Source organism: Pseudomonas sp. p106 (assembly GCF_003936645.1).
Classification (GTDB): domain Bacteria; phylum Pseudomonadota; class Gammaproteobacteria; order Pseudomonadales; family Pseudomonadaceae; genus Aquipseudomonas; species Aquipseudomonas putida_E.
The window spans coordinates 166,050-187,839 of sequence record NZ_RHQR01000007.1 but is presented as its reverse complement, the minus strand read 5'-3'; the positions used below and the strand labels follow the sequence as shown (position 1 = coordinate 187,839).

Below are 21,790 nucleotides of genomic sequence, written 5' to 3'. Positions count from 1 at the left end.
GCGACCAGGAGGATGTCTACATGGCTCAAAAACAAACTGTCCATTCAGAAAACACGCACGTTCGCGCGCCGGTATACCTCGAAGCCACATGGATCAGCCCCAACGAACCTCACAGAACACCGTTCACATCTGTTGCTGGCGGTGGAGGCCCCGGCTATGGCGGATGGGGGCTCGATGCAGGGCGACCACGAGGTACCGGAGGGCCTAGCCGGTTTGCCCGTGAAAAAGGCTGGCGAACGGTTTTCGGCGAGGAGCACAAGGCCGTCAACAACGGCTACGCCTTGCAATACGCGCCGGCTATGCAACAGCTTCCCGCGCAAATCGAAGCAGAACGCGCAGCCATTCAACAACAAGCAAGCACTACGGCAACCAGCCCCACTCAGTTAATCGAGCTGAAGCAGCAACTGACAATGGCCAATTTGCAACGTTGGCGCAGCGACTACCTGCAAATCGTGCCGGCAGCCGTTGGATTCTATGGCGCAATTCCCTTTTTTAAACGTTACGACTCATTTGCCTCCCGCCTTGGTGACGATGGGGCATTCGACTTCAGTACCACACCCGAGGAATGGGGCAGAAAGATCTGGGTAACCTTTGATGCCTCCGTAAATGCAGCCTATCGGCTCCACCTCTTAGCAGAAAAGTACCGTGCACTGGCAGCCGATCTTCCCGATCTGGCTCGGCAACTGGACAAGGCGGAACTGGAACAGCCCCATGTGGATCTGCCAAAGGCAATCGAGCGCAGGATCCGGCAGATACAATTGGAGCAGCAGATCTGTTTCGACTGTCTGCCTAACTTCGTACAGCATCAGGTGGTTCAGGCCACGTCCATTCAGGATACCGATACCCTGCCCCAGCGGCTGTCGGCATACTTGAATACCGCCAACGGTCTGATTGAGGCCAAGAAGGCGCAAGTACCGGCATTCAGCGAATCCAACCCGAACATCATCGGGCCACTGTCCAAGCCGCAAACCGAAGCCTTGCAACATTTGGTCGATGAGCAGGCCACACGTCGAGCCGGACAACTGTGGGCGGACTACCATCGCGCACTCGCGCTGACCGAATCCATTCGCTACATGCAAGGGTTCAGCGCTGCGATGGGCAACCTGGCTCAGCGCGCCATTGAGGTGGAGCAACTTCAAGCCAGGCACGCGGCAGCACACGCTGAACGTCAGCGCCAAGAAGCGGCACGCCAACGCATCAGCTACATCAGCGATGCCCGAACCGCATCCTCAGTACCCACCATCACTCCGATCGGCGCGGCAACGTTCGCACTAGCGGAAAGTGCGTCCACTGCAATGCTGGAGGCTATCAAAGCAGCAGTAGCTCGCATGGGGACGGTGGCCGTTGCGGCTGCTCCTCAGTTCATCGTCACCACTCTGGCAGCAGCTTGGCCATCAACACTCGGTAACGCTGATCGGCGCTACCTTGTCAGCACCCCACTCTCCAGCCTGTCACCGCCAGCCGGGCCTGACCTGACAGCACTGGCCATGTCATCTGCCAGCGTTGATGTGCCCTATTTGCTTGCTGGCAATGAAGATGATGATGAGGTGAGGCTGTACGTAGTACCCGGCGGCAAGCCTATTGGGGTAAGAGCGGCGACGTTCGACAGCGCGCGGCAGGTTTACAGCCTGGTGCTGGACAATCCGCAGCGAATCCTGACATGGACGCCCATCCGCGCGCCAGGCGGTGAGAGCGGAAGCTCGACAAGCCTCCCTCCAGCGCCACCGGGTACTATCATCTACACCGGCAGCAGCCTGAGCCCTGTAAGTAACGAGACGGAAAGCTACCCAGCGCTGGATTTGCTGGATCAGGAACGTCTGATCATCACGTTCCCGATCGACTCGGGATTGCCGCCTATTCTGGTGGTGTTCAAAAGCCCTCGCTATGAGCCAGGGACTGCTACAGGGATCGGCATTCAGGTAACAGGACCTTGGCTTGCAGACGGCACTCGGGAAAACGGCGCGCCAATCCCTGCCCATATTGCTGACCTTCTCAGAGGTGCGGAGTACAGAAATTTCGATGGATTCCGAAGAAAGTTCTGGAAGGCCATCGCGAATGACTCAGAGCTTTCAAAGCAGTTCGACGAAAGAAGCTTGCGCCGGATGAGAAAAAATGGGAATGCTCCAGCTGTAGATGACAGCGACATATACATGAGCCAATTAACGTACGTACTCCACCACACCACGCCGATAAGTGAGGGCGGCGGGGTCTACGACATGGACAACATCAAGATCGTAACCCCGGCAGCTCATAATAAAATTCATTATGGAGACAACCAATGATTTTCAAAGAAAAACTAAGCGACTATACAGAAGAAGAGTTTTTGAATTTCTTGAAAGAAATCGACAGAGCAAATGACGACGCGCCTGACGCTGTGCTAGCCCCCCTGCTACTACATTTCAGAAAAATTATTGAGCACCCCTCTGGTATTAATCTCTTGTACAAGCCTGCTTCCAGCAAAGAGGGTGAGCCAGAGGAAATACTTAGAATCATTAAAGAATGGCGCCTAGCTAATGACAAAGATGGCTTTAAGCCGTCCTAATAGGTACTACCCAGAGACCCTGAGAACTCGGGGTCTTTGCCTTTTCCACTTCGTGGCTGTCGAATAAACCTACGTATCAGTAGAAAAAGGCCACCAGCAGCTCATCAGCAGATCCATTATGGAGAGAAACCATGAGCCTCAAGCCCCACTACAACGATTATACGGAGTTGGAATTCATTGAATTTCTGAAGGAAATTTATCGCGCCAACGCCGAAGAACCGGATGAGATCTTGGATCCATTGCTGGAACACTTCTCTGCAATAACCGAGCACCCTAGCGGAACAGACCTGATTTACTGGCCCGAGAATAACGATCAAGGTGAGCTCGAATCAGTACTGAGCATTGTCAAACAATGGCGCGCAGCTAACGGCAAACCTGGGTTCAAAGAGATCTGACCCTCCCAACCCCAATGGCTCGGACCTTATCTACCACCCCAATTCCGAGCACGAATGCAGCGCCGAGCAGGTGATCGCACGTATCATGGCCTGGCGAAGATCAAAGGGCTTACCGTGCTAAAGGATGCGAAATGAGAAAACCTGCGCTTGTGTTGATACTGCTTTTGTCCGGCTGCGTCGATGGTAAATTCTTTCTGTTGCCGGATTAGCAGGACCTGAAATTCGGCCGTGACATGGCCCCTTACAAGCAAGGGTGCGAAAGACAAAGCGACTACGACCGGCACTTTAAAACCGTCGAAGGCAAGTAAAACTAGCTGGCCCGAGCCTTCTTAGCGGTTTCATCACCTACGCAATCGGTCGGAGGGATTTCATGGGCACTCAAATACGGCAGCACGATAAGGATATCGCTGAGCAAGTACTGCAAGCGCTTAACAGATACCCGGAATTGGTGCGACAAATTCCTGTACATACGCTTCTACATCGTGTTCAACCTTCTCGCTACGACGCCAACCCCATAAACTATCGCGCTAACTCCGATACCCGCTACGCTGACCCCGCCAAACAAGTCGGCGTCTATTACCTGGGTTTCTCCGAAGAAGTTGCCGTGGCCGAGTCCTTTCAGCCTGGCCAGGGCGTTGATGATCAGCAGGTACGCCTCTCACAGCTCGAGCAGACGTCACTGCACCAGCTCAAGGCGGCTCGCAACCTGAGTGTCGTGGACGTGGCTGCCCTGGCGAACAGGGCCACTCATCACAAAGTGCGAGATATCGTGCAAGCCAAGGGCCAAGGCAGGCAGGGTTACGCCCTTCCCCAGAAATTCAGCCAGGCGTGCATGCAGCTAGCTGAGATTGATGGGCTGCTTTACCAGTCAGCGGTGTACACCGTGACCGGCTCCATGAATGGCTGCAATCTTGTTTTGTTCGAAGGGCGCACACCCCAAGTGGAAGCGATGAGTCATCGGCGTGTGATGGAGGCAGTATTCTCGAATGGTGAAACAGCCATCGAGTTTCTGGACAGCCTAGGCGTTGCCCTGGAGTAAGGGCTCAAGTACTCGACCTTTGATAGGGCCGCGACTCACTGCCCGGCTTCCATGGCATTTACATAGTCACGCTTGATGATTGCCAACGCATCACTATCGTCCAGCAACTCGAAACGCGGCACTTCATTGCTCGGTTCTCCAGGCTCGGAAAACTCCATCTGGCCGACCAGATGCTGAACCAGAAAATTCATGGCCTCGGTATCTGCCGGGTCGACAGCGAGCGCCTTGATCAGCTTCGCAATAACCACCCTTGGCTTGTTCTCGGCAAACTGGAACGCCGGGTAAAATTTTCTGCGGTTACCGATATTGGTGTAGGCCAGTAGGTTTCCAGCCTTGGTCTTCTGGCTCAGTGCCTGTTTGGTAATGCCCAATATCTCGTGCGCTGCCTTGGCGTCCAGCAACTCGCAACGGCTGGCGACACGCTCGAACGCACGCGCTTTCATCCTAGCCATGGCTTCCTGATTACGCGTTACGACACTTCGCTTCGACTCCACGTCCACCTTGGCAAGTGCTGCAAACGCTTTTTCGTCCGCAAGGGCCACAGCTTTCAGCACTACCGCTGCCGATGCGCGGGCAAGGTGCTCTTCAAATCGCTCACGCAAGGCCGCTTTGGCGGCCTCGAGGCGAGCGATTGCAGGGTGGACTGCTTCGTGTGCAGCAATTGTCATGGTGCCTCCTCAGGGCCTGAATCGTCCCTCTATGCACAGGCTAGACCTAGCCGAAAAACATGTCAACTTGTCAACATGTCCACCTGTCAATATCAGCCACAGGTTGTAGCGGGTGACCATGCGCCCTTCAAGAACAAAAAACCCCGCCGAAGCGGGGTTTTCCTTGCAGACCAGCGCTTAGATCGCGCCGCGCTGACGCAGCACGTCCAGCACCTGTTTCACACCTTCGTCCACGCTAGTGGCCTGGGTGTCGATCACAAGGTCAGCATCCAGCGGCACATCGAACGGGAAGCTTTCACCCGGGATGTTGTCACCACCAGCCGCGTACAGGCCTTGCGGGTCGCGCTCACGGCAGGCCAATGGCGAGGCCTGGACGTAAACGGTCACCAGGCGCTCCTTGCCAATCAGCGCCTTGGCCTGCTCGCGGCCTTCGGCATCCGGGGCCACGAACGCGGCCAGGGTCAGCAGGCCGGCTTCGTTGAACTGGCGCGCCACATGAGCGGCGCGGCGCCAGTTCTCGGTGCGGCCAGCGCGGTCTTGCGGCAGGCCCTTGTTCAGGTCATGGCGCAGGTTCTGGCCGTCGAGCACGTAAACTGCACGGCCCATGTCGAACAGCTTGCGCTCGACCGCGTAGGCCAAGGTGCTCTTGCCAGCGCCGGACAGGCCGCTGAACAGCACGGTGGCTGGCTGCTGGCCGAAGCGCAGGGCGCGCTCTTCGGTGGACACGTGGGCCTGCTTGCCATGCTGGCCGGTGCTGCCGTGCGGCAGAACAGGCGGAGCGATGATCATGCCGGCGCCGACGGTGCCGTTGGTCAGGCGGTCGATGACGATGAACGCACCGGTGGTGCGGTTGCTGTCATAGCCGTCCAGGGCGATGGCGCTGTCCAGCGACACCTTGACGCGACCGATTTCGTTCAGCTGCAGCGCGCTGGCTGCATCTTTTTCGAGGGTGTTCACATCGACCTTGTGGGTGATGCTGGCAATCGAGCCCGGCACGTAGCTGGTGGCGCGCTTGATGTCGTATTTCTTGCCCGGCAGCATCGGTTCTTCGGCCATCCATACCAGCATGGCGTCGAACTGGTCGGTCACTGGCGGGACGTTGTCGGCATGCACCAGCAGGTCGCCACGGGAGATGTCGATCTCGTCTTCCATGGTCAGGGTCACGGCCTGGCCCGGGCCGGCGTTCTCCAGCTCACCTTCGTAGGTGACGATGGACTTGACCCGGCTGCTCTTGCCCGAGGGCAGTACGACGATTTCGTCACCTTTGTGCACAACGCCGCTGGCAAGGGTACCGGCGAAGCCGCGGAAGTTCAGGTTCGGGCGGTTGACGTACTGCACCGGGAAACGCAGGTCGGTGAAGTTGCGGTCGGCCGCGACCTCGACGGTTTCGAGGATTTCCATCAGCGCAGGGCCGGTGTACCACGGCGAACGCTCGCTGCGGTTCACCACGTTGTCGCCCTTGAGCGCCGACATCGGCACGAAGTGCAGGCTGCTCGGGGTCAGGTTGATGGCATCGGCGAACTTCAGGTAGTCGGCCTTGATTTCCTCGAAGACGCCTTCATCGAAGCCTTTGAGGTCCATCTTGTTGACCGCGACGACGATGTGCTTGATGCCCAGCAACGAAGCGATGTAGCTGTGGCGGCGGGTCTGGGTCTGCACGCCGTAGCGGGCATCGACCAGAATGATCGCCAGGTCACAGGTGGACGCGCCGGTGGCCATGTTACGGGTGTACTGCTCGTGGCCCGGGGTATCGGCAATGATGAACTTGCGCTTGGCGGTGGAGAAGTAGCGGTAGGCGACATCGATGGTGATGCCCTGCTCACGCTCGGCCTGCAGGCCATCGACCAGCAGCGCCAGGTCGACTTCCTCACCGGTGGTGCCGGACTTCTTCGAATCACGGGTGATGGCCTCGAGGTGGTCCTCGTAGATCATCTTGGAGTCGTGCAGCAGGCGCCCGATCAGGGTGCTCTTGCCGTCGTCGACGTTGCCGCAGGTCAGGAAACGCAGCAGTTCCTTGCGCTCGTGCTGGGCCAGGTAGGCGAGGATGTCCTCGCTGATCAGATCAGATTGGTGCGACATGGAGTAACCCTGAAATTAGAAGTAGCCTTGGCGTTTCTTGTCTTCCATGGAACCGGCGCCATCGTGGTCGATGACACGGCCCTGGCGTTCGGACGTTCGGGTCAGGAGCATTTCCTGAATGATGTCCGTCAGGGTCTCGGCTTCCGACTCGACAGCACCCGTCAACGGGTAGCAGCCCAGGGTACGGAAACGCACCTTCTTCTTGACGATGCGCGCTTTCTCTTCCTCGGAGAGGTGCTCGAGGATGCGCTCGTCGTCGATCATGATCAGGGTGCCGTTCTTCTCGATGACTTCACGCTCGGCGGCGAAGTACAACGGCACGATCGGGATGCCTTCAAGGTAGATGTACTGCCAGATGTCCAGCTCGGTCCAGTTCGACAGGGGGAACACGCGGATCGACTCGCCCTTGTTGACCTTGCCGTTATAGACGTTCCACAGTTCCGGGCGCTGGTTCTTCGGGTCCCAGCGGTGCTTGCTGTCACGGAACGAGTAGACGCGCTCTTTGGCACGTGACTTCTCTTCATCGCGGCGGGCACCACCGAAAGCGGCGTCGAAACCATGCTTGTCCAGTGCCTGCTTGAGGCCCTGGGTTTTCATGATGTCGGTGTGCTTGGAGCTGCCATGGGTGAACGGGTTGATGCCCTGCGCCACACCTTCGGGGTTGACGTGGGTGATCAGCTCCAGGCCCATTTCCTCGACCATCTTGTCGCGGAAGCGGTACATCTCCTGGAATTTCCACTGGGTGTCGACGTGCATCACCGGGAACGGCAGCTTGCCTGGGAAGAAGGCTTTGCGCGCCAGGTGCAGCATCACGGCGGAATCCTTGCCGATCGAGTACAGCATCACCGGGTTGTCGAACTCGGCGGCCACCTCGCGGATGATGTGGATGCTTTCCGCCTCCAGCTGTTTCAAGTGCGTCAGTTTGTCGACCATGGCTACTCACGTAAAACGATCTTATGGACGGCCTTCGGGCCGTGTTCGAGCGAGCCACTTTATCACAGCGGCTGATTCTATTTAGGCGCCGGACTAGATCGAAAAGGTCTAACGATATGACTGGGGGTTTGGCTATCAAAGGGCCGCTCTGCGGCCTCAGATAGGGTTCGGGCAGTCGATGAACAGGTGCTCCAGAGCAAAGCGCCGCGCCAGGTAGTCGCCCAGCGCCTGCACACCATAGCGCTCGGTGGCATGATGCCCGGCGGCAATGAAGCTCACGCCATTCTCGCGGGCACTGTGGTAGGTCTGTTCGGACGCCTCACCACTGATGAACAAGTCCACCCCGGCAGCAATCGCCGTGTCGATATAGCCCTGCCCACCGCCCGTACACCAGCCGACGCGACGGATCACCTGGTCACCTTCGACCAGCAGGGGTTCACGCCCCATGACCTCCTGAACACGGCGGGCGAAATCGCGCGCCGTCACAGGCTCGGCCAAGGAGCCGACCAGCCCGACCACCTTGGGGTTGTTCGGGTCCAGCGGCCCTTCGACGGTGATGTCCAGCTGGCGGGCCAGTTGCACGTTGTTGCCGACCTCAGGGTGCACATCCAGCGGCAAGTGGAAGGCCAGCAGGCTGATGTCGTGCTTGAGCAGGGTTTTCAAGCGCCGCTGCTTGATCCCGGTAATGCACGGGTTCTCGCCCTTCCAGAAATAACCGTGGTGTACCAGCACTAGGTCGGCCTGTGCCTCGACCGCCGCATCCAGCAATGCCTGGCTGGCGGTGACGCCGCTGACGATGCGGCTGACCTGCGGGCGGCCTTCGACCTGCAGGCCGTTGGGGCAGTAATCCTGGATTTTCGCGCTACCCAGGTAACGCTCGGCTTCTTCAACCAGGGTGTCAAGGGCGACGGCCATGGAAAATCTCCTCGAAATCTGCACGTTCAACGGGAACAACGCCCGTATAATGGCCGCCATTATGGGCCGTCGCCGGCGTTGGGGAAACCGGTGTATGATCGCGCGCGTTCGCGCCCCGCCGCGCCACCATGGCCCTCGCCCACTCCCAGGATTCGTTCATGTTCAAGGCTTTGCGTTATTTTGGCTGGCCCCTGCTTACCGGCATACTGATCGCCATGCTGATCATCCAGCGCTTCCCGCAGTGGGTCGGCCTGCCCAGCCAGGATGTAAACCTGCAACAAGCGCCACAGACCACGCAGATCATGCAAGGCCCGGTGTCCTATGCCGATGCCGTCACGCTCGCCGCCCCTGCCGTGGTCAACCTGTACACCACCAAGGTGGTGAACAAGAGCGCCCACCCGCTGTTCGAAGACCCGCAGTTCCGCCGCTTCTTCGGCGACAACCTGCCCAAGCAACGGCGCTGGGAGTCGAGCCTGGGCTCGGCGGTGATCATGAGCCCCGAGGGCTATCTGCTGACCAACAACCACGTCACCAGCGGCGCCGACCAGATCGTCGTGGCGCTCAAAGACGGCCGCGAAACCCTGGCACGGGTGATCGGCAGCGACCCCGAAACCGATCTGGCGGTATTGAAGATCGACCTCAAGAACCTGCCGGCCATCACCATCGGCCGCTCCGACACCATCCACATCGGTGACGTCACCCTGGCCATCGGCAACCCCTTCGGCGTCGGCCAGACCGTTACCATGGGCATCATCAGCGCCACTGGCCGCAACCAGCTGGGCCTGAACAACTACGAAGACTTCATCCAGACCGACGCCGCAATCAACCCGGGCAACTCCGGCGGCGCGCTGGTCGATGCCAACGGCAACCTGGTCGGCATCAATACGGCGATCTTCTCCAAATCTGGCGGCTCGCAGGGCATCGGCTTCGCCATACCGGTCAAACTGGCGCTGGAAGTGATGAAGTCGATCGTCGAGCATGGCCAGGTGATTCGTGGCTGGCTGGGTATCGAAGTTCAGCCGCTGAGCCAGGAACTGGCCGAATCGTTCGGCATGCAAGGGCGCCCAGGCATCGTTGTAGCGGGCATTTTCCGCGATGGCCCGGCGCAGAAGGCCGGGTTGCAACTGGGTGACGTGATCCTGAGCATCAATGGCGAGCCGGCCGGTGACGGGCGCAAGTCGATGAACCAGGTGGCGCGGATCAAGCCCAACGAGAAGATCACCATCGAGGTGATGCGCAACGGGCAGCAGTTGAAGCTGATCGCCGAAGTGGGGCTACGGCCGCCGCCTGCGCCAGCTGCGGCTCAGGAAGAGAAGTAAGGATTCAAGATCCGGGGCTGCTTTGCAGCCCTTTCGCGACACAAGGCCGCTCCTGCAGGTAAAACGCGCACCCCTGCAGGAGCGGCCTTGCGCCCCTACAGCATCAGTGCAGGATCTGGCTTAGGAACAGCTTTGTCCGGTCACTGCGTGGCCGGTCGAAGAAGTCATCCGGCGCAGCCTGCTCCACGATCTCCCCCTTATCCATGAAGATCACCCGGTTCGCCACGGTTCGGGCAAAGCCCATTTCGTGGGTCACGCAGAGCATGGTCATGCCGTCCTCGGCCAGGCCAACCATGGTGTCGAGCACTTCCTTGACCATTTCCGGGTCGAGCGCCGACGTCGGCTCGTCGAACAGCATGATTTTCGGCTTCATGCACAGCGCCCGGGCAATCGCCACGCGCTGCTGCTGGCCACCGGACAACTGCCCCGGGTACTTGTGCGCCTGCTCCGGGATACGTACCCGCTCCAGATAGTGCATGGCGATTTCCTCGGCCTTGCGCCGCGGCATCTTGCGTACCCACATGGGCGCCAGGGTGCAGTTTTCAAGGATGGTCAGGTGCGGGAACAGGTTGAAGTGCTGGAACACCATACCCACCTCACGACGGATCGCCTCGATCTGCTTGAGATCGTTGGTCAACTCCACACCATCGACCACGATGCGCCCCTGCTGGTGTTCTTCCAGGCGGTTGAGGCAGCGGATGGTGGTGGACTTGCCCGAACCGGAAGGCCCGCACAGCACGATACGCTCACCCTGGCGCACGTTCAGGTTGATGTCCTTCAGTACATGGAACTGGCCGTACCACTTGTTGACGCCCTGCATCTGGATGATGCCTTCGGGGCCGGCAGGCTGCTTGATCGCTTCACTCATTTCGAAACTCCTAACGCTTGTGGCCAGTGTCCAGCTTGCGCTCCAGGTGCATGGAGTAGCGGGACATACCGAAACAGAAGATCCAGAACACCAGGGCTGCGAACACATAGCCCTCGGTGGCCATGCCCAGCCAGGCCGGGTCGGCGGCAGCCTGCTTGACGCTGTTGAGCAGGTCGAACAGGCCGATGATGATGACCAGGCTGGTGTCCTTGAACAGGGCGATGAAGGTATTGACGATGCCAGGGATCACCAGCTTCAAGGCCTGCGGCAGGATCACCAGGCCCATCGAGCGCCAGTAGCCCAGGCCCATCGCCGCAGCGGCTTCATATTGCCCCTTGGGGATGGCCTGCAGGCCGCCGCGCACCACCTCGGCGATGTACGCCGACTGGAACAGGATCACGCCGATCATGGCCCGCAGCAGCTTGTCGAAGCTCATGCCTTCGGGCAGGAACAACGGCAGCATCACCGACGACATGAACAGCACGGTGATCAACGGCACGCCACGCCAGAACTCGATGAAGGTCACGCAGACCACCTTCACCGCAGGCATGTTTGAACGCCGCCCCAGGGCCAGCAAGATGCCCAGCGGCAAGGCGCCGACGATACCCACCGTGGCGATCACCAAGGTCAGCATCAGCCCGCCCCACTGGCTGGTCGGCACGCTTTCCAGGCCCAGGTAGCCGCCATGCAGCAGCGTGTAGGCCAGGAACGGGTACACCACCAGAAAGCCCAGGCCGTAAACGGCCTTGCGCGCGAAGCGCTTGATGAACAGCGGCGCAGCGCCAAGCACGGCAAGCCATACGGTCAGGTCCACGCGCCAGCGCAACTCAGCCGGGTAATAGCCGTACATGAACTGGCCAAAGCGCTGCTGGATGAACACCCAGCAGGCACCCTCCTTGGTGCAGTCGGCGCGCGTGGTGCCGACCCAGTTGGCGTCGATCAACGCCCACTGCAGCAGCGGCGGCACGATCAGCCATACCAGGTACACGGCGAACAGGGTCAACAGGGTGTTGAGCCAGCTGGAGAACAGGTTTGCCCGCATCCATGCGAGCACGCCGACGGTCTTGACCGGTGGCGGCATGTCAGGTTTGAAAACATGAGCATTCACGGGCGTATCCTCACCGCTCGATCAGCGCAATGCGCTTGTTGTACCAGTTCATCAGCAGCGAAATGCTGATGCTGATGGCGAGATAGACACTCATGGTGATGGCGATCACCTCGATGGCCTGGCCGGTCTGATTGAGTACGGTACCGGCGAACAGCGAGACCATCTCCGGGTAGCCGATACCGGCCGCCAGCGACGAGTTCTTCGCCAGGTTCAGGTACTGGCTGGTCAGTGGCGGAATGATCACCCGCAGTGCCTGGGGGATGATCACCTTGCGCAGCGTCGGGCCTTCGCGCAGCCCGAGCGAACGGGCGGCTTCGGTCTGGCCATGGCTGACCGAACGGATGCCCGAACGCACGATTTCGGCGATGAACGCGGCGGTGTAGATGGTCAGCGCCAAGGTCAGCGCCAGCAGTTCCGGGATCAGTACCCAGCCGCCAACGAAGTTGAAACCTTTGAGCTGCGGGACTTCCCACTGCACAGGGCTGCCGAACAGCAATGCACAGAGGCCTGGAATCACCACCAACAGGGCAAGCCCTGCCCAGAACTTATGGAACGGCTCGCCGGTTTCGTTGAAGCGCTTGTTGGCGTAACGCACCATCGCCATGATGGCTACGATCGCCAGGGCTACGGCAGCGACGAACGGCCAGAAGCCGTCGGCCATCAGGGCGCCGGGCATGTTCAGGCCACGATTGCTGATGAAGAAGGCATCGTCGAAGCTGATGCTGCCCCGTGGCCCCGGTAGGGTCAGGAACACGGCGAAATACCAGAAGAGGATCTGCAGCAGCGGCGGGATGTTGCGGAACGTCTCGACATACACGGTCGCCAGCTTGTTGATCATCCAGTTCGGTGACAGGCGAGCCACACCGATGATGAACCCCAGGATCGTTGCCAGGATAACGCCGATGAAGGTGACCAGCAGGGTATTGAGCAAGCCGATCACGAACACCCGCGCATAGCTGTCGGACTCCACATAGGGAATCAGATGCTGGGCGATGCCGAAGCCGGCACTGCGGTCGAGGAAGTCGAAGCCGGACGTAATGCCCCGGTGTTGCAGGTTGGTTTGAGTATTGTGGAACAGGTACCAGCCCAGACCCACCACGAAGATGATCGTGAGAATCTGGAACAACCACGCGCGCACACGTGGATCGCTCAGGGTCAGCCCCTTTTGTGCGCCGATTCGATTTTGCATGAAGTGCCCCGGACAGTAGGGATTCGAACAGCCTGCGGCGGCGGAATGCCGCCGCAGGGTGCAGCCATCAGCGCACAGGTGGCGCGTACTGGATGCCGCCGTTGTTCCACAGGGCGTTCATGCCACGGTCGATCTTCAGGTCAGTGCTCTGGCCCAGGTTCTTCTCGAACACCTCGCCATAGTTACCCACTTGCTTGACGATCTGCACTACCCAGTCCTTGGGCAGCTTCAGGTCCTTGCCGTACTCACCGTCAGCGCCGAGCAGGCGGGCGGTGTCCGGGTTCTTGGTGGACTTGGCCTCGGCTTCGACGTTCTTCGAAGTGACGCCCGCCTCTTCGGCATTGAGCATGGCGAACAGGGTCCACTTGACGATGCTGAACCACTCCTCGTCGCCCTTGCGTACCACCGGGCCCAGCGGTTCCTTGGAGATGGTTTCCGGCAGCACCACGTAGTCGGTTGGCCCGGCCAGCTTGGAACGCTGGGCGAACAGCTGCGACTTGTCCGAGGTCAGCACGTCGCAACGGCCCGACTCCAGCGATTTGGCGCTCTCGTCGGAGGTATCGAAGGTGATCGGGGTGTACTTCAGGCCGTTGGCGCGGAAGTAGTCGGACACGTTCAGCTCGGTGGTGGTGCCTGCCTGGATGCAGATGGTCGCGCCATCGAGTTCCTTGGCACTGGAAACACCCAGCTTCTTGTTGACCAGGAAGCCGACGCCGTCATAGTAAGTGACGCCTGCGAACACCAGGCCCATGCCGGCATCGCGCGAGCTGGTCCAGGTGGTGTTGCGCGACAGCACGTCGACTTCGCCGGACTGCAGCGCAGTGAAGCGTTCCTTGGCGTTGAGCTGGCTGAACTTGACCTTGGTGGCATCGCCGAACACGGCGGCGGCCACGGCGCGGCAGACATCAGCGTCGATACCGACGATCTTGCCCTGCGCATCAGGTACCGAGAAGCCTGGAAGACCGTCGCTCACGCCACACTGGACGAAGCCCTTCTTCTTGACCGCATCGAGGGTGGCGCCGGCCTGGGCATTGCTCACGGCGCCCAGCGCGGCGGCAGCGGTGAGGACTGCCAGGGTGGTTTTCAACATCTTCATTCACAACCTCCAAATCGCTCTTGTTGTACGAGCCGGAATTGCACCGCACCCTTATGAGGCGCATCCGACCCTTGTTGGCTTGTTATTGGGTCAATGGCGCAATGGGCTGTTCTATGACAGCCTTCGCGTGACAAGGGTGTTACCGTACCGGCCCGACCCTTGCATCGAAGGTTTCATAGCAAGGGGCGTACCACAGTTGGCGGCTAAAGCGTTTAAGCGCTCGTCAAGTAGGGAAAGTTGTATCGTTGCGACATTCTTTTTCCGACAATCATTTCCAGCGCCTTCTTTTTGCGCATGCCTTCATACGATTCGCACACTTTCGGAGCAGTCATGACCCACCCGTTGATTCTCGAACCCCAGAAAACCGCAGACGCCTGTGTGATCTGGTTGCACGGCCTGGGCGCCGACCGTTACGACTTCCTACCGGTTGCCGAATTCATGCAGGAGCGTCTGCTCAGCACGCGGTTCGTCATGCCCCAGGCGCCGACCCGGCCTGTCACCATCAACGGCGGCTATGCAATGCCCAGTTGGTACGACATCAAGGCCATGACCCCGGCCCGCGCCATCGACGAAGCGCAGCTGGAAGAATCGGCTGACCAGATCATTGCCCTGATCGAGGCCGAGCGGGCCAAAGGCATCGACCTGGCACGGATCATCCTGGCCGGGTTCTCCCAGGGCGGCGCCGTGGTGCTGCACACTGCTTATATAAAGTGGCAAGAAGCACTGGGCGGCGTGATCGCACTGTCTACCTATGCACCAACCTTCAACGACGGCCATCAGTTGAGCGCCTGCCAGCAACGTACCCCGGCCCTGTGCCTGCACGGCGTGCACGACCCGGTGGTGATCCCCTCCATGGGCCGCACCGCCTTCGAGTACCTGAACACCTGGGGCGTGGCCGCGCGGTGGCAGGAATACCCAATGGAACACGAGGTAGTGGTGGCAGAGCTGAGCGATATCCACGACTGGCTGAGCAAGCAACTGCAATAGGCAGGCTCTCTTGTAGTTGTGGGCGCATTCCGCTACGCCGCGCCCAGATCTTGCATTACACTGCCCGGCGTACATTCCTAAATCAGTTGATGAGACGATCGTGCTCAAGGCACTCAAGAAAATATTCGGCAAGGGAGACCCGGCACCTCAGGCCGCCGCTCCTGCTGCCAGCATCACCCCGCCTGCGGCCCCCATGGCTCAGCCCGAGCCGCAGCCCTCCACGCCGCGCACCAAACCCGCCGCCAAGGCCCAGATGCCTGCCGCCGCGCCCGTTGCCGAGCAACCGGCCATGGACAAGCCGCGCCGCGAACGCAAGCCCAAACCCCAGGCCAGCCTGTGGAAGCCGGAAGACTTCGTGGTCGAACCGCAGGAAGGCAAGACCCGCTTCCACGACTTCAAGCTCTCCAACGAGCTGATGCACGCCATCCATGACCTGGGCTTCCCGTACTGCACGCCGATTCAGGCCCAGGTGCTGGGCCACACCCTGCGTGGCCAGGACGCCATCGGGCGCGCGCAGACCGGCACCGGCAAGACCGCCGCGTTCCTCATCTCGATCATCTCTCAGTTGCAGCAGACGCCGCCGCCCAAAGAGCGCTACATGGGCGAGCCGCGTGCACTGATCATCGCGCCAACCCGCGAGCTGGTGGTACAGATCGCCAAGGACGCCGCCGCCCTGACCAAATACACCGGCCTGAACGTCATGACCTTCGTCGGCGGCATGGACTTCGACAAGCAGCTCAAGGCGCTCGAAGCGCGCCATTGTGACATCCTGGTGGCTACCCCTGGCCGCCTGCTGGACTTCAACCAGCGCGGCGATGTGCACCTGGACATGGTCGAGGTGATGGTGCTGGACGAAGCCGACCGCATGCTGGACATGGGCTTCATCCCGCAGGTACGGCAGATCATCCGCCAGACCCCGCCCAAGAGCGAGCGCCAGACCCTGCTGTTCTCTGCCACCTTCACCGACGACGTGATGAACCTGGCCAAGCAGTGGACCACCGACCCTGCGATCGTCGAGATCGAGCCGGAGAATGTCGCCAGCGAAACCGTCGAACAGCACGTGTTCGCAGTGGCGGGCAGCGACAAGTACAAGCTGCTGTACAACCTGGTGACCCAGAACAAGTGGGAACGGGTGATGGTGTTCGCCAACCGCAAGGACGAAGTGCGGCGTATCGAGGAAAAACTGGTGCGCGACGGTATCAATGCCGCCCAGCTGTCGGGCGATGTGCCGCAGCACAAGCGCATACGTACCCTGGAAAGCTTCCGCGAGGGCCGGATTACCGTGCTGGTGGCCACCGACGTGGCGGGGCGAGGCATTCACATCGACGGCATCAGCCATGTGATCAACTTCACCCTGCCGGAAGACCCGGATGACTACGTGCACCGCATCGGCCGCACGGGCCGTGCCGGCACCAGTGGCGTGTCGATCAGCTTTGCCGGCGAGGATGACTCCTACCAGTTGCCGGCGATCGAAGAGTTGCTGGGGCGCAAGATCAAGTGCGAGATGCCACCGGATGAGCTGCTCACGCCGGTGCCGCGCAAACACCATTGATACCGGGCTGCGTTGCAGTCACTGAGTTTGCGCTGAGTTGGAGAGCAGCGGGGTGCCTGCGGAGCCGGCTTGCCGGCGATCCGGGGCAAAGCCCCGGCCAATCGATCAGACCTTACCAGCGCCCCGCCGCATCCTGATCACTCTGCCTGCCTTCGACCCAGCGCGGGCCCTCCTGGGTATTTTCCTTCTTCCAGAACGGCGCACGAGTTTTCAGGTAATCCATGATGAAATTGCAGGCATCGAAAGCCGCCTGCCGATGGGCACTGGCCACACCGACGAACACGATCGGCTCCCCAGGCTCCAGCGCACCAATGCGATGCAGCACTTCAACCTTCAGCAACGGCCAGCGCTGCTCGGCCTCGACCACGATCTTCGCCAAAGCCTTCTCGGTCATGCCAGGGTAATGCTCCAGGAACATCCCGGCCACGTCCCGGCCATCATTGAAATCGCGCACGTAACCAACGAACCCGACCACCGCGCCCACGCCAACATTGGCGGCATGCATGGCATTGACCTCGACCCCGGGGTCGAACGCGCTATCCTGCACTCGCACTGCCATGCTCAGCCTCCGGTCACCGGTGGGAAGAACGCCACCTCATCGCCCGCTTCCAGCGGCTCATCGAGCCTGCACAGCTCTTCGTTGCGCGCGCACATCAGGTTCTGCTCGGCCAGCACCTGGTACTGCCCACCCTTGGCCACCAGGGCCTGGCGTACATCGTCAAGCACCTTGAAGTCGCCCTCCAGGCGCTCGGCATCCACACCAAGCAACTCACGGTAACGGGCGAAATACATCACTTTCACGTTCATCACGCATCCACCTTGTAGTGGCCGCTTTTGCCACCGAGCTTTTCCAGCAGGCGCACCTGCTCGATGACCATACCCTTGTCCACGGCCTTGCACATGTCATAGATCGTCAGCGCCGCGACGCTGGCAGCGGTCAATGCTTCCATCTCCACACCGGTCTGTCCGGCCAGCTTGCAGCGCGCGACGATGCGCACCGCATCCGTGCCTTCTGCGCTGAGTTCGACCTTGACGCTGGTGAGCATCAAAGGGTGGCACAACGGGATCAGGTCGCTGGTCTTCTTCGCCGCCTGAATGCCGGCGATACGCGCCACGGCGAACACATCGCCCTTGGGGTGCTCACCCTCGACGATCATCTGCAAGGTCTGCGGCAACATCCGCACGCGCGCCTCAGCGGTGGCCTCGCGCTCGGTCACGGCCTTTTCAGTGACGTCGACCATGTTGGCCCGCCCCTGGGAATCAAGATGTGTCAGCACTGCTCTGCTCCTGTGAAGGGAACACAGAGTGTAAACCTGTGGGTCAGGTTTGAGCAGTGGAAAAAACCGGGCGGCGCACCGCCCGGTTCGAGAGGTTACAGGTGCGACTCGGCGTACTCGGCCAGCACCGAGCGCGGTACACCTTGCAAGGTGATGTGCACGCCGTGGGGGAAGTCCTTGAAGCGTTCGGTCAGGTAGGTCAGGCCCGAACTGGTCGCGGACAGGTAGGGGGTGTCGATCTGCGCCAAGTTGCCCAGGCAGACCACCTTGGAACCAGAGCCAGCACGGGTGATGATGGTTTTCATCTGGTGCGGCGTCAGGTTCTGGCACTCGTCGATCAGGATCAGGCTCTGCTGGAAGCTGCGGCCCCGGATGTAGTTCAGCGATTTGAACTGCAGCGGGACCCGCTCGAGGATGTACTCGACACTGCCGTGGGTGCTCTCGTCATCCATGTGCAACGCTTCGAGGTTGTCGGTGATCGCACCCAACCAGGGTTCCATTTTCTCGGCTTCGGTCCCCGGCAGGAAACCGATTTCCTGGTCCAGCCCCTGCACGCTGCGGGTGGCGATGATACGGCGGTAACGCTTGCTGACCATGGTCTGCTCGATAGCCGCTGCCAGCGCCAGGATAGTCTTGCCGGAGCCGGCGGCGCCGGTCAGGTTGACCAGGTGGATATCCGGGTCGAGCAACGCGAACAGCGCCAGGCTTTGATGGATATCCCGCGGTTTGAGGCCCCAGGCCTCCTGGTGCAGCAGTGGCTCCTGGTGCAGGTCGAGCAGCAGCAGTTCATCTTCGCGGATGCCCTTGATCCAGCCGACGAACCCTTGCTCATCGATGATGAACTCGTTGACATGCACTGCCGGCAGGTTGTCGATCAGTTGCACCCGGTGCCAGGTTCGGCCCCGCTCCTGACGGGTATCGACCTTGCTGACACGGTCCCAGAACGAACCGGTGACCGAGTGGTAGCCCTTGGAAAGCAGCGAGACGTCATCGACCAGCTGGTCGGTGCTGTAATCTTCGGCCGCGATACCGCAGGCCCGCGCCTTAAGGCGCATGTTGATGTCTTTGGTTACCAGCACCACGTCCAGGTCGGCACGTTTGGCCCGAAGTTCCAGCAACTGGTTGATGATGATGTTGTCGTTGAGGTTCTCCGGCAGCAGCCGGTTGGGTTCGTTGCGTGGGCTCATCAGGATCGAAAGGAAGCCCTTGGGCCCACTCTTGCCACGCTGTATGGGTACGCCCTGCTCGACATCGCTGGGCGAGGCGTCACCGAGGGTCTGGTCGATCAGGCGGATGGCCTGGCGACATTCGGCGGCGATGGACTGTTTACCGGTCTTGAGCTTGTCGAGTTCCTCCAGCACCGTCATCGGAAGGGCGACGTGGTGCTCCTCGAAGTTGAGAAGTGCGTTGGGGTCGTGAATCAGGACGTTGGTATCGAGCACATAGAGGATTGGCTTGCTGGAGGAAGGGTGGCGTCCTTGGTCATCCATACTCGGTCACCTTATGTCGAAGCCACACGGCGCGGTCTGCTGCGCCGCAGAGTGACTGCCGTTCTCCCCGTATCCGCGTTGCTACGGGCCGGAAGTGAACCTGGCAAGGTGGGCTCGGATGACGCCACCTGTGCTGCAGGAATCGGCTGTCTGGTTTCTTCATACCGTAAAAAGCATGACTAAAAAAAGCATTTTTACGTGTTGGTGAAGTTTATTTTTCCGATTGACGAACAGGACTTGGCGATGGACCCAGACGGGACTACAGTCAGAAGTCAGACCCGTTATTCCTGATAGCCGTATTCACGGCAATCCTCCCAGCCAATGCCGCTTTGCGCGGTATGCTCCAGCAACCATTGCACCGCTGGCTGCGCCTTGGGCAGGCTGTCATGGAACTGGATCACGCCCTTGCGCCACAGCAGCATCAAGGTCACCACCCGCTGGGCTGAGGCTTGGGCTGTCAACGGGCCGTCATCCTGTGCGTCGATATCCCACAGCGACACCCGCAGCTGCTGGCTGGCCATGAATGCCTCGCCATCGGCCCGGCGCTGGCCATAGGGCGGGCGGAACAACGGCACATACTGCTCAGGCAGGTCGGCCTGGATCCGCGCCTGGCTGCGCCTGAGCGAATCCTGCCAGCCATTCCACTGCGCATGCGAGCGATACTCCCACCCCTGAAGCCCCACGCACTGGCCATCATAGAGCTGCCCCAGCGCACCGGCCGCTCCAGCGTCACGGCGCTGCTGCAAGCGGTTGCCCAGTACAAAGAAGGTGCCCTGCATCTTCTGTTTGCGCAGGTAAGCGGTCAGCGTGTCGGTCGTGCTGCCCTGGGGGCCGGGGCCGCCCACGAAGGTCAGCAGGAACATGCGGTCATTCAGCTCATCGCCGCTGCGCTCACGATTGGACAGGCGTTCGACCTCGCTGGTGATCTGCGGCAACAGCGCCGCCTTGCGCAGTTGCTCATCCAGGTAGCGCACATTGAACTGGTGGCTTGGTTCGACCCAGCCGGTATAGAAGGTGCCGACATCGGTAGCGAACGTCGCAGCCCTTGTGCGCAAATCGGCCATGGACTCCACCACGTAGCAGAACGAGGCATCCTGCTCGCAGCTGCGCTGGGCCTGCTGGTAGCCCTGCCACAAACGCTGCCACATGCGCGCCCGCAGCGCCCGGACCTTCTGCAGGTTGATCTGCCGCAAGCCCAGGCGCGCAGCCAGCGCCCCATCGTCGAGCAGCTCACTTTCGTGCAGTACCTGGGCAAACGACAGGATCTCTGCGCGCGAGGCGACATCGAACAATGCAGGGCTGTCCAACTGTTCGGGCCACAGGCTGCGGTCCAGGCTGGCGGGGGGGATAGGGGCGGCTTGGGCGGCCAGGCTCAGGAGTGAGGCCAGCAAGACACCGGCAATGCGCACGATCGGTCTCTCCGTCACAGCGAAACGCGCACTATAGCGCCTGCTCATCCGATGGTCTGTGACTATTGTCGCCATAGTTTGGCGTTCCCCCCTTCAGTCCGTAGAATCCCCGGCAACGATTCCAGGAGCCGACCCGATGCTGACGGTGATTTCCCCCGCCAAGACCCTCGATTACGACACCCCTCCGGTGACCGAGCGTTTTACCCTGCCCCAGTACCTGGACGACTCCCAGGAGCTGATCGTGCAACTGCGTGAGCTTTCACCGGCGCAGATCAGCGAGCTGATGCACCTGTCGGACAAACTCGCCGGCCTCAACGCCGCCCGCTTTGGCAGCTGGACGCCAGACTTCACGCCGGCAAACGCCAAGCAGGCCCTGCTGGCCTTCAAGGGTGACGTGTATACCGGGCTGGACGCCGAAACCCTGAGCGAAGACGACTTCACCTACGCCCAGCAGCACCTGCGCATGCTTTCCGGCCTGTACGGCCTGCTGCGCCCGCTCGACCTGATGCAGCCCTACCGCCTGGAAATGGGTACCAAGCTGGCCAATGCCCGTGGCAAGGACCTGTATGCCTTCTGGGGCACGCGTATCAGCCAATGGCTGAACCAGGCGCTGACCGAGCAGGGCGATGACCTGCTGTTGAACCTGGCCAGCAACGAGTATTTCAGCGCGGTGAAACGCAGCGCCCTGAAAGGCCGGGTAATCAACGTCGACTTCAAGGACCTGAAGAACGGCCAGTACAAGATCATCAGTTTCTACGCCAAGAAAGCCCGCGGCATGATGAGCCGCTTCGTGATCCAGGAACGGGTCAATGACCCGCAGCAGCTCAAGCAGTTCGATGTACAGGGCTACTACTACAGCGCCGAACAGTCCAAGCCTGATCACCTGGTGTTCTTGCGCGATCATCCGGCCGAGTGAGTGCCTGC

At 60.5% G+C, this 21,790-nt stretch carries 22 protein-coding genes; 9 read left to right on the top strand and 13 right to left on the bottom strand.

Annotation, left to right across the window (positions count from 1 at the left end):
* Positions 1-20 precede the first annotated feature (20 nt).
* The 5 genes from EGJ09_RS11560 to EGJ09_RS11540 all read left to right on the top strand — a co-directional run bounded on the left by EGJ09_RS11560 (position 21) and on the right by EGJ09_RS11540 (position 3,976).
* Entirely contained in the window at positions 21-2,282 is a 2,262-nt protein-coding gene (locus EGJ09_RS11560; RefSeq protein ID WP_125923874.1) for an S-type pyocin domain-containing protein, read from the top strand.
* Positions 2,279-2,542 (top strand): bacteriocin immunity protein, encoded by a 264-nt coding sequence (locus tag EGJ09_RS11555; protein ID WP_125923873.1) that lies wholly within the window; start codon positions 2,279-2,281, stop codon positions 2,540-2,542. The genes EGJ09_RS11560 and EGJ09_RS11555 overlap by 4 nt, the downstream gene beginning before the upstream one ends.
* A gap of 131 nt (positions 2,543-2,673) precedes the next feature.
* Positions 2,674-2,937: a bacteriocin immunity protein gene (locus EGJ09_RS11550; RefSeq protein WP_125923872.1), complete on the top strand. Its 264-nt coding sequence runs from the start codon at positions 2,674-2,676 to the stop codon at positions 2,935-2,937.
* The gene (locus tag EGJ09_RS11545) at positions 2,885-3,058 is read left to right on the top strand and encodes a bacteriocin immunity protein (RefSeq protein WP_125923871.1); all 174 of its coding nucleotides are present in this window, start codon (positions 2,885-2,887) and stop codon (positions 3,056-3,058) included. Before EGJ09_RS11550 ends, EGJ09_RS11545 begins: the two co-directional genes overlap by 53 nt.
* Positions 3,059-3,307: 249 nt before the next feature.
* A complete protein-coding gene (locus EGJ09_RS11540) occupies positions 3,308-3,976 on the top strand; it encodes an RES family NAD+ phosphorylase (RefSeq protein ID WP_125923870.1) in 669 nt (222 codons plus the stop codon).
* 35 nt (positions 3,977-4,011) lie between these two features.
* Here EGJ09_RS11540 and EGJ09_RS11535 read toward each other — a convergent pair whose 3' ends face one another.
* The 4 genes from EGJ09_RS11535 to EGJ09_RS11520 all read right to left on the bottom strand — a co-directional run bounded on the left by EGJ09_RS11535 (position 4,012) and on the right by EGJ09_RS11520 (position 8,571).
* Positions 4,012-4,644 carry a hypothetical protein gene (locus EGJ09_RS11535; protein ID WP_177433153.1) on the bottom strand — a complete coding sequence of 211 codons (633 nt, stop codon included), beginning with the start codon at positions 4,642-4,644 and terminating at the stop codon, positions 4,012-4,014.
* Positions 4,645-4,821: 177 nt separating this feature from the next.
* Positions 4,822-6,723: a sulfate adenylyltransferase subunit CysN gene (cysN, locus tag EGJ09_RS11530; protein WP_046784834.1), complete on the bottom strand. Its 1,902-nt coding sequence runs from the start codon at positions 6,721-6,723 to the stop codon at positions 4,822-4,824.
* A gap of 15 nt (positions 6,724-6,738) precedes the next feature.
* The gene (gene cysD / locus EGJ09_RS11525; protein WP_009684445.1) at positions 6,739-7,656 is read right to left on the bottom strand and encodes a sulfate adenylyltransferase subunit CysD; all 918 of its coding nucleotides are present in this window, start codon (positions 7,654-7,656) and stop codon (positions 6,739-6,741) included.
* Between the two features lie 156 nt (positions 7,657-7,812).
* Positions 7,813-8,571 (bottom strand): Nif3-like dinuclear metal center hexameric protein, encoded by a 759-nt coding sequence (locus EGJ09_RS11520; protein WP_115273627.1) that lies wholly within the window; start codon positions 8,569-8,571, stop codon positions 7,813-7,815.
* 158 nt (positions 8,572-8,729) lie between these two features.
* Here EGJ09_RS11520 and algW point away from each other — a divergent pair, with 158 nt between their 5' ends.
* On the top strand, positions 8,730-9,890 hold the full coding sequence (gene algW / locus EGJ09_RS11515) for a Do family serine endopeptidase AlgW (protein ID WP_115273626.1): 1,161 nt from the start codon (positions 8,730-8,732) through the stop codon (positions 9,888-9,890).
* A gap of 103 nt (positions 9,891-9,993) precedes the next feature.
* On the opposite strand, the gene EGJ09_RS11510 is transcribed toward algW, so the two are convergent.
* The 4 genes from EGJ09_RS11510 to EGJ09_RS11495 all read right to left on the bottom strand — a co-directional run bounded on the left by EGJ09_RS11510 (position 9,994) and on the right by EGJ09_RS11495 (position 14,151).
* Positions 9,994-10,758: an amino acid ABC transporter ATP-binding protein gene (locus tag EGJ09_RS11510; protein WP_012312835.1), complete on the bottom strand. Its 765-nt coding sequence runs from the start codon at positions 10,756-10,758 to the stop codon at positions 9,994-9,996.
* Positions 10,759-10,768: 10 nt separating this feature from the next.
* Positions 10,769-11,866 carry an amino acid ABC transporter permease gene (locus EGJ09_RS11505; protein ID WP_125923869.1) on the bottom strand — a complete coding sequence of 366 codons (1,098 nt, stop codon included), beginning with the start codon at positions 11,864-11,866 and terminating at the stop codon, positions 10,769-10,771.
* Between the two features lie 10 nt (positions 11,867-11,876).
* Positions 11,877-13,055, bottom strand: a complete 1,179-nt coding sequence (locus tag EGJ09_RS11500; RefSeq protein ID WP_119688313.1) for an amino acid ABC transporter permease — start codon at positions 13,053-13,055, stop codon at positions 11,877-11,879.
* A gap of 67 nt (positions 13,056-13,122) precedes the next feature.
* On the bottom strand, positions 13,123-14,151 hold the full coding sequence (locus tag EGJ09_RS11495; RefSeq protein WP_046784829.1) for an amino acid ABC transporter substrate-binding protein: 1,029 nt from the start codon (positions 14,149-14,151) through the stop codon (positions 13,123-13,125).
* A gap of 330 nt (positions 14,152-14,481) precedes the next feature.
* Here EGJ09_RS11495 and EGJ09_RS11490 point away from each other — a divergent pair, with 330 nt between their 5' ends.
* Positions 14,482-15,138, top strand: coding sequence for an alpha/beta hydrolase (locus EGJ09_RS11490; protein WP_046784828.1), 657 nt, complete (start codon positions 14,482-14,484; stop codon positions 15,136-15,138).
* Between the two features lie 100 nt (positions 15,139-15,238).
* The gene (rhlB, locus tag EGJ09_RS11485; protein ID WP_125923868.1) at positions 15,239-16,690 is read left to right on the top strand and encodes an ATP-dependent RNA helicase RhlB; all 1,452 of its coding nucleotides are present in this window, start codon (positions 15,239-15,241) and stop codon (positions 16,688-16,690) included.
* 112 nt (positions 16,691-16,802) lie between these two features.
* Here the strand turns inward: rhlB and moaE are convergent, their stop codons facing one another.
* The 5 genes from moaE to EGJ09_RS11460 all read right to left on the bottom strand — a co-directional run bounded on the left by moaE (position 16,803) and on the right by EGJ09_RS11460 (position 20,866).
* Positions 16,803-17,249, bottom strand: a complete 447-nt coding sequence (gene moaE / locus EGJ09_RS11480) for a molybdopterin synthase catalytic subunit MoaE (protein WP_125923867.1) — start codon at positions 17,247-17,249, stop codon at positions 16,803-16,805.
* A gap of 2 nt (positions 17,250-17,251) precedes the next feature.
* Positions 17,252-17,497: a molybdopterin converting factor subunit 1 gene (gene moaD, locus EGJ09_RS11475; protein ID WP_012312828.1), complete on the bottom strand. Its 246-nt coding sequence runs from the start codon at positions 17,495-17,497 to the stop codon at positions 17,252-17,254.
* Positions 17,497-17,967, bottom strand: coding sequence for a cyclic pyranopterin monophosphate synthase MoaC (gene moaC / locus EGJ09_RS11470; RefSeq protein ID WP_012312827.1), 471 nt, complete (start codon positions 17,965-17,967; stop codon positions 17,497-17,499). The genes moaD and moaC overlap by 1 nt, the downstream gene beginning before the upstream one ends.
* A gap of 95 nt (positions 17,968-18,062) precedes the next feature.
* The gene (locus EGJ09_RS11465; protein WP_125923866.1) at positions 18,063-19,457 is read right to left on the bottom strand and encodes a PhoH family protein; all 1,395 of its coding nucleotides are present in this window, start codon (positions 19,455-19,457) and stop codon (positions 18,063-18,065) included.
* Between the two features lie 281 nt (positions 19,458-19,738).
* Positions 19,739-20,866: a polysaccharide deacetylase family protein gene (locus tag EGJ09_RS11460; RefSeq protein WP_125923865.1), complete on the bottom strand. Its 1,128-nt coding sequence runs from the start codon at positions 20,864-20,866 to the stop codon at positions 19,739-19,741.
* Positions 20,867-21,002: 136 nt separating this feature from the next.
* On the opposite strand from EGJ09_RS11460, the gene yaaA reads away from it, so the two are divergent.
* Positions 21,003-21,782 carry a peroxide stress protein YaaA gene (yaaA, locus tag EGJ09_RS11455; RefSeq protein WP_012312824.1) on the top strand — a complete coding sequence of 260 codons (780 nt, stop codon included), beginning with the start codon at positions 21,003-21,005 and terminating at the stop codon, positions 21,780-21,782.
* The last annotated feature ends 8 nt before the right edge of the window (positions 21,783-21,790 follow it).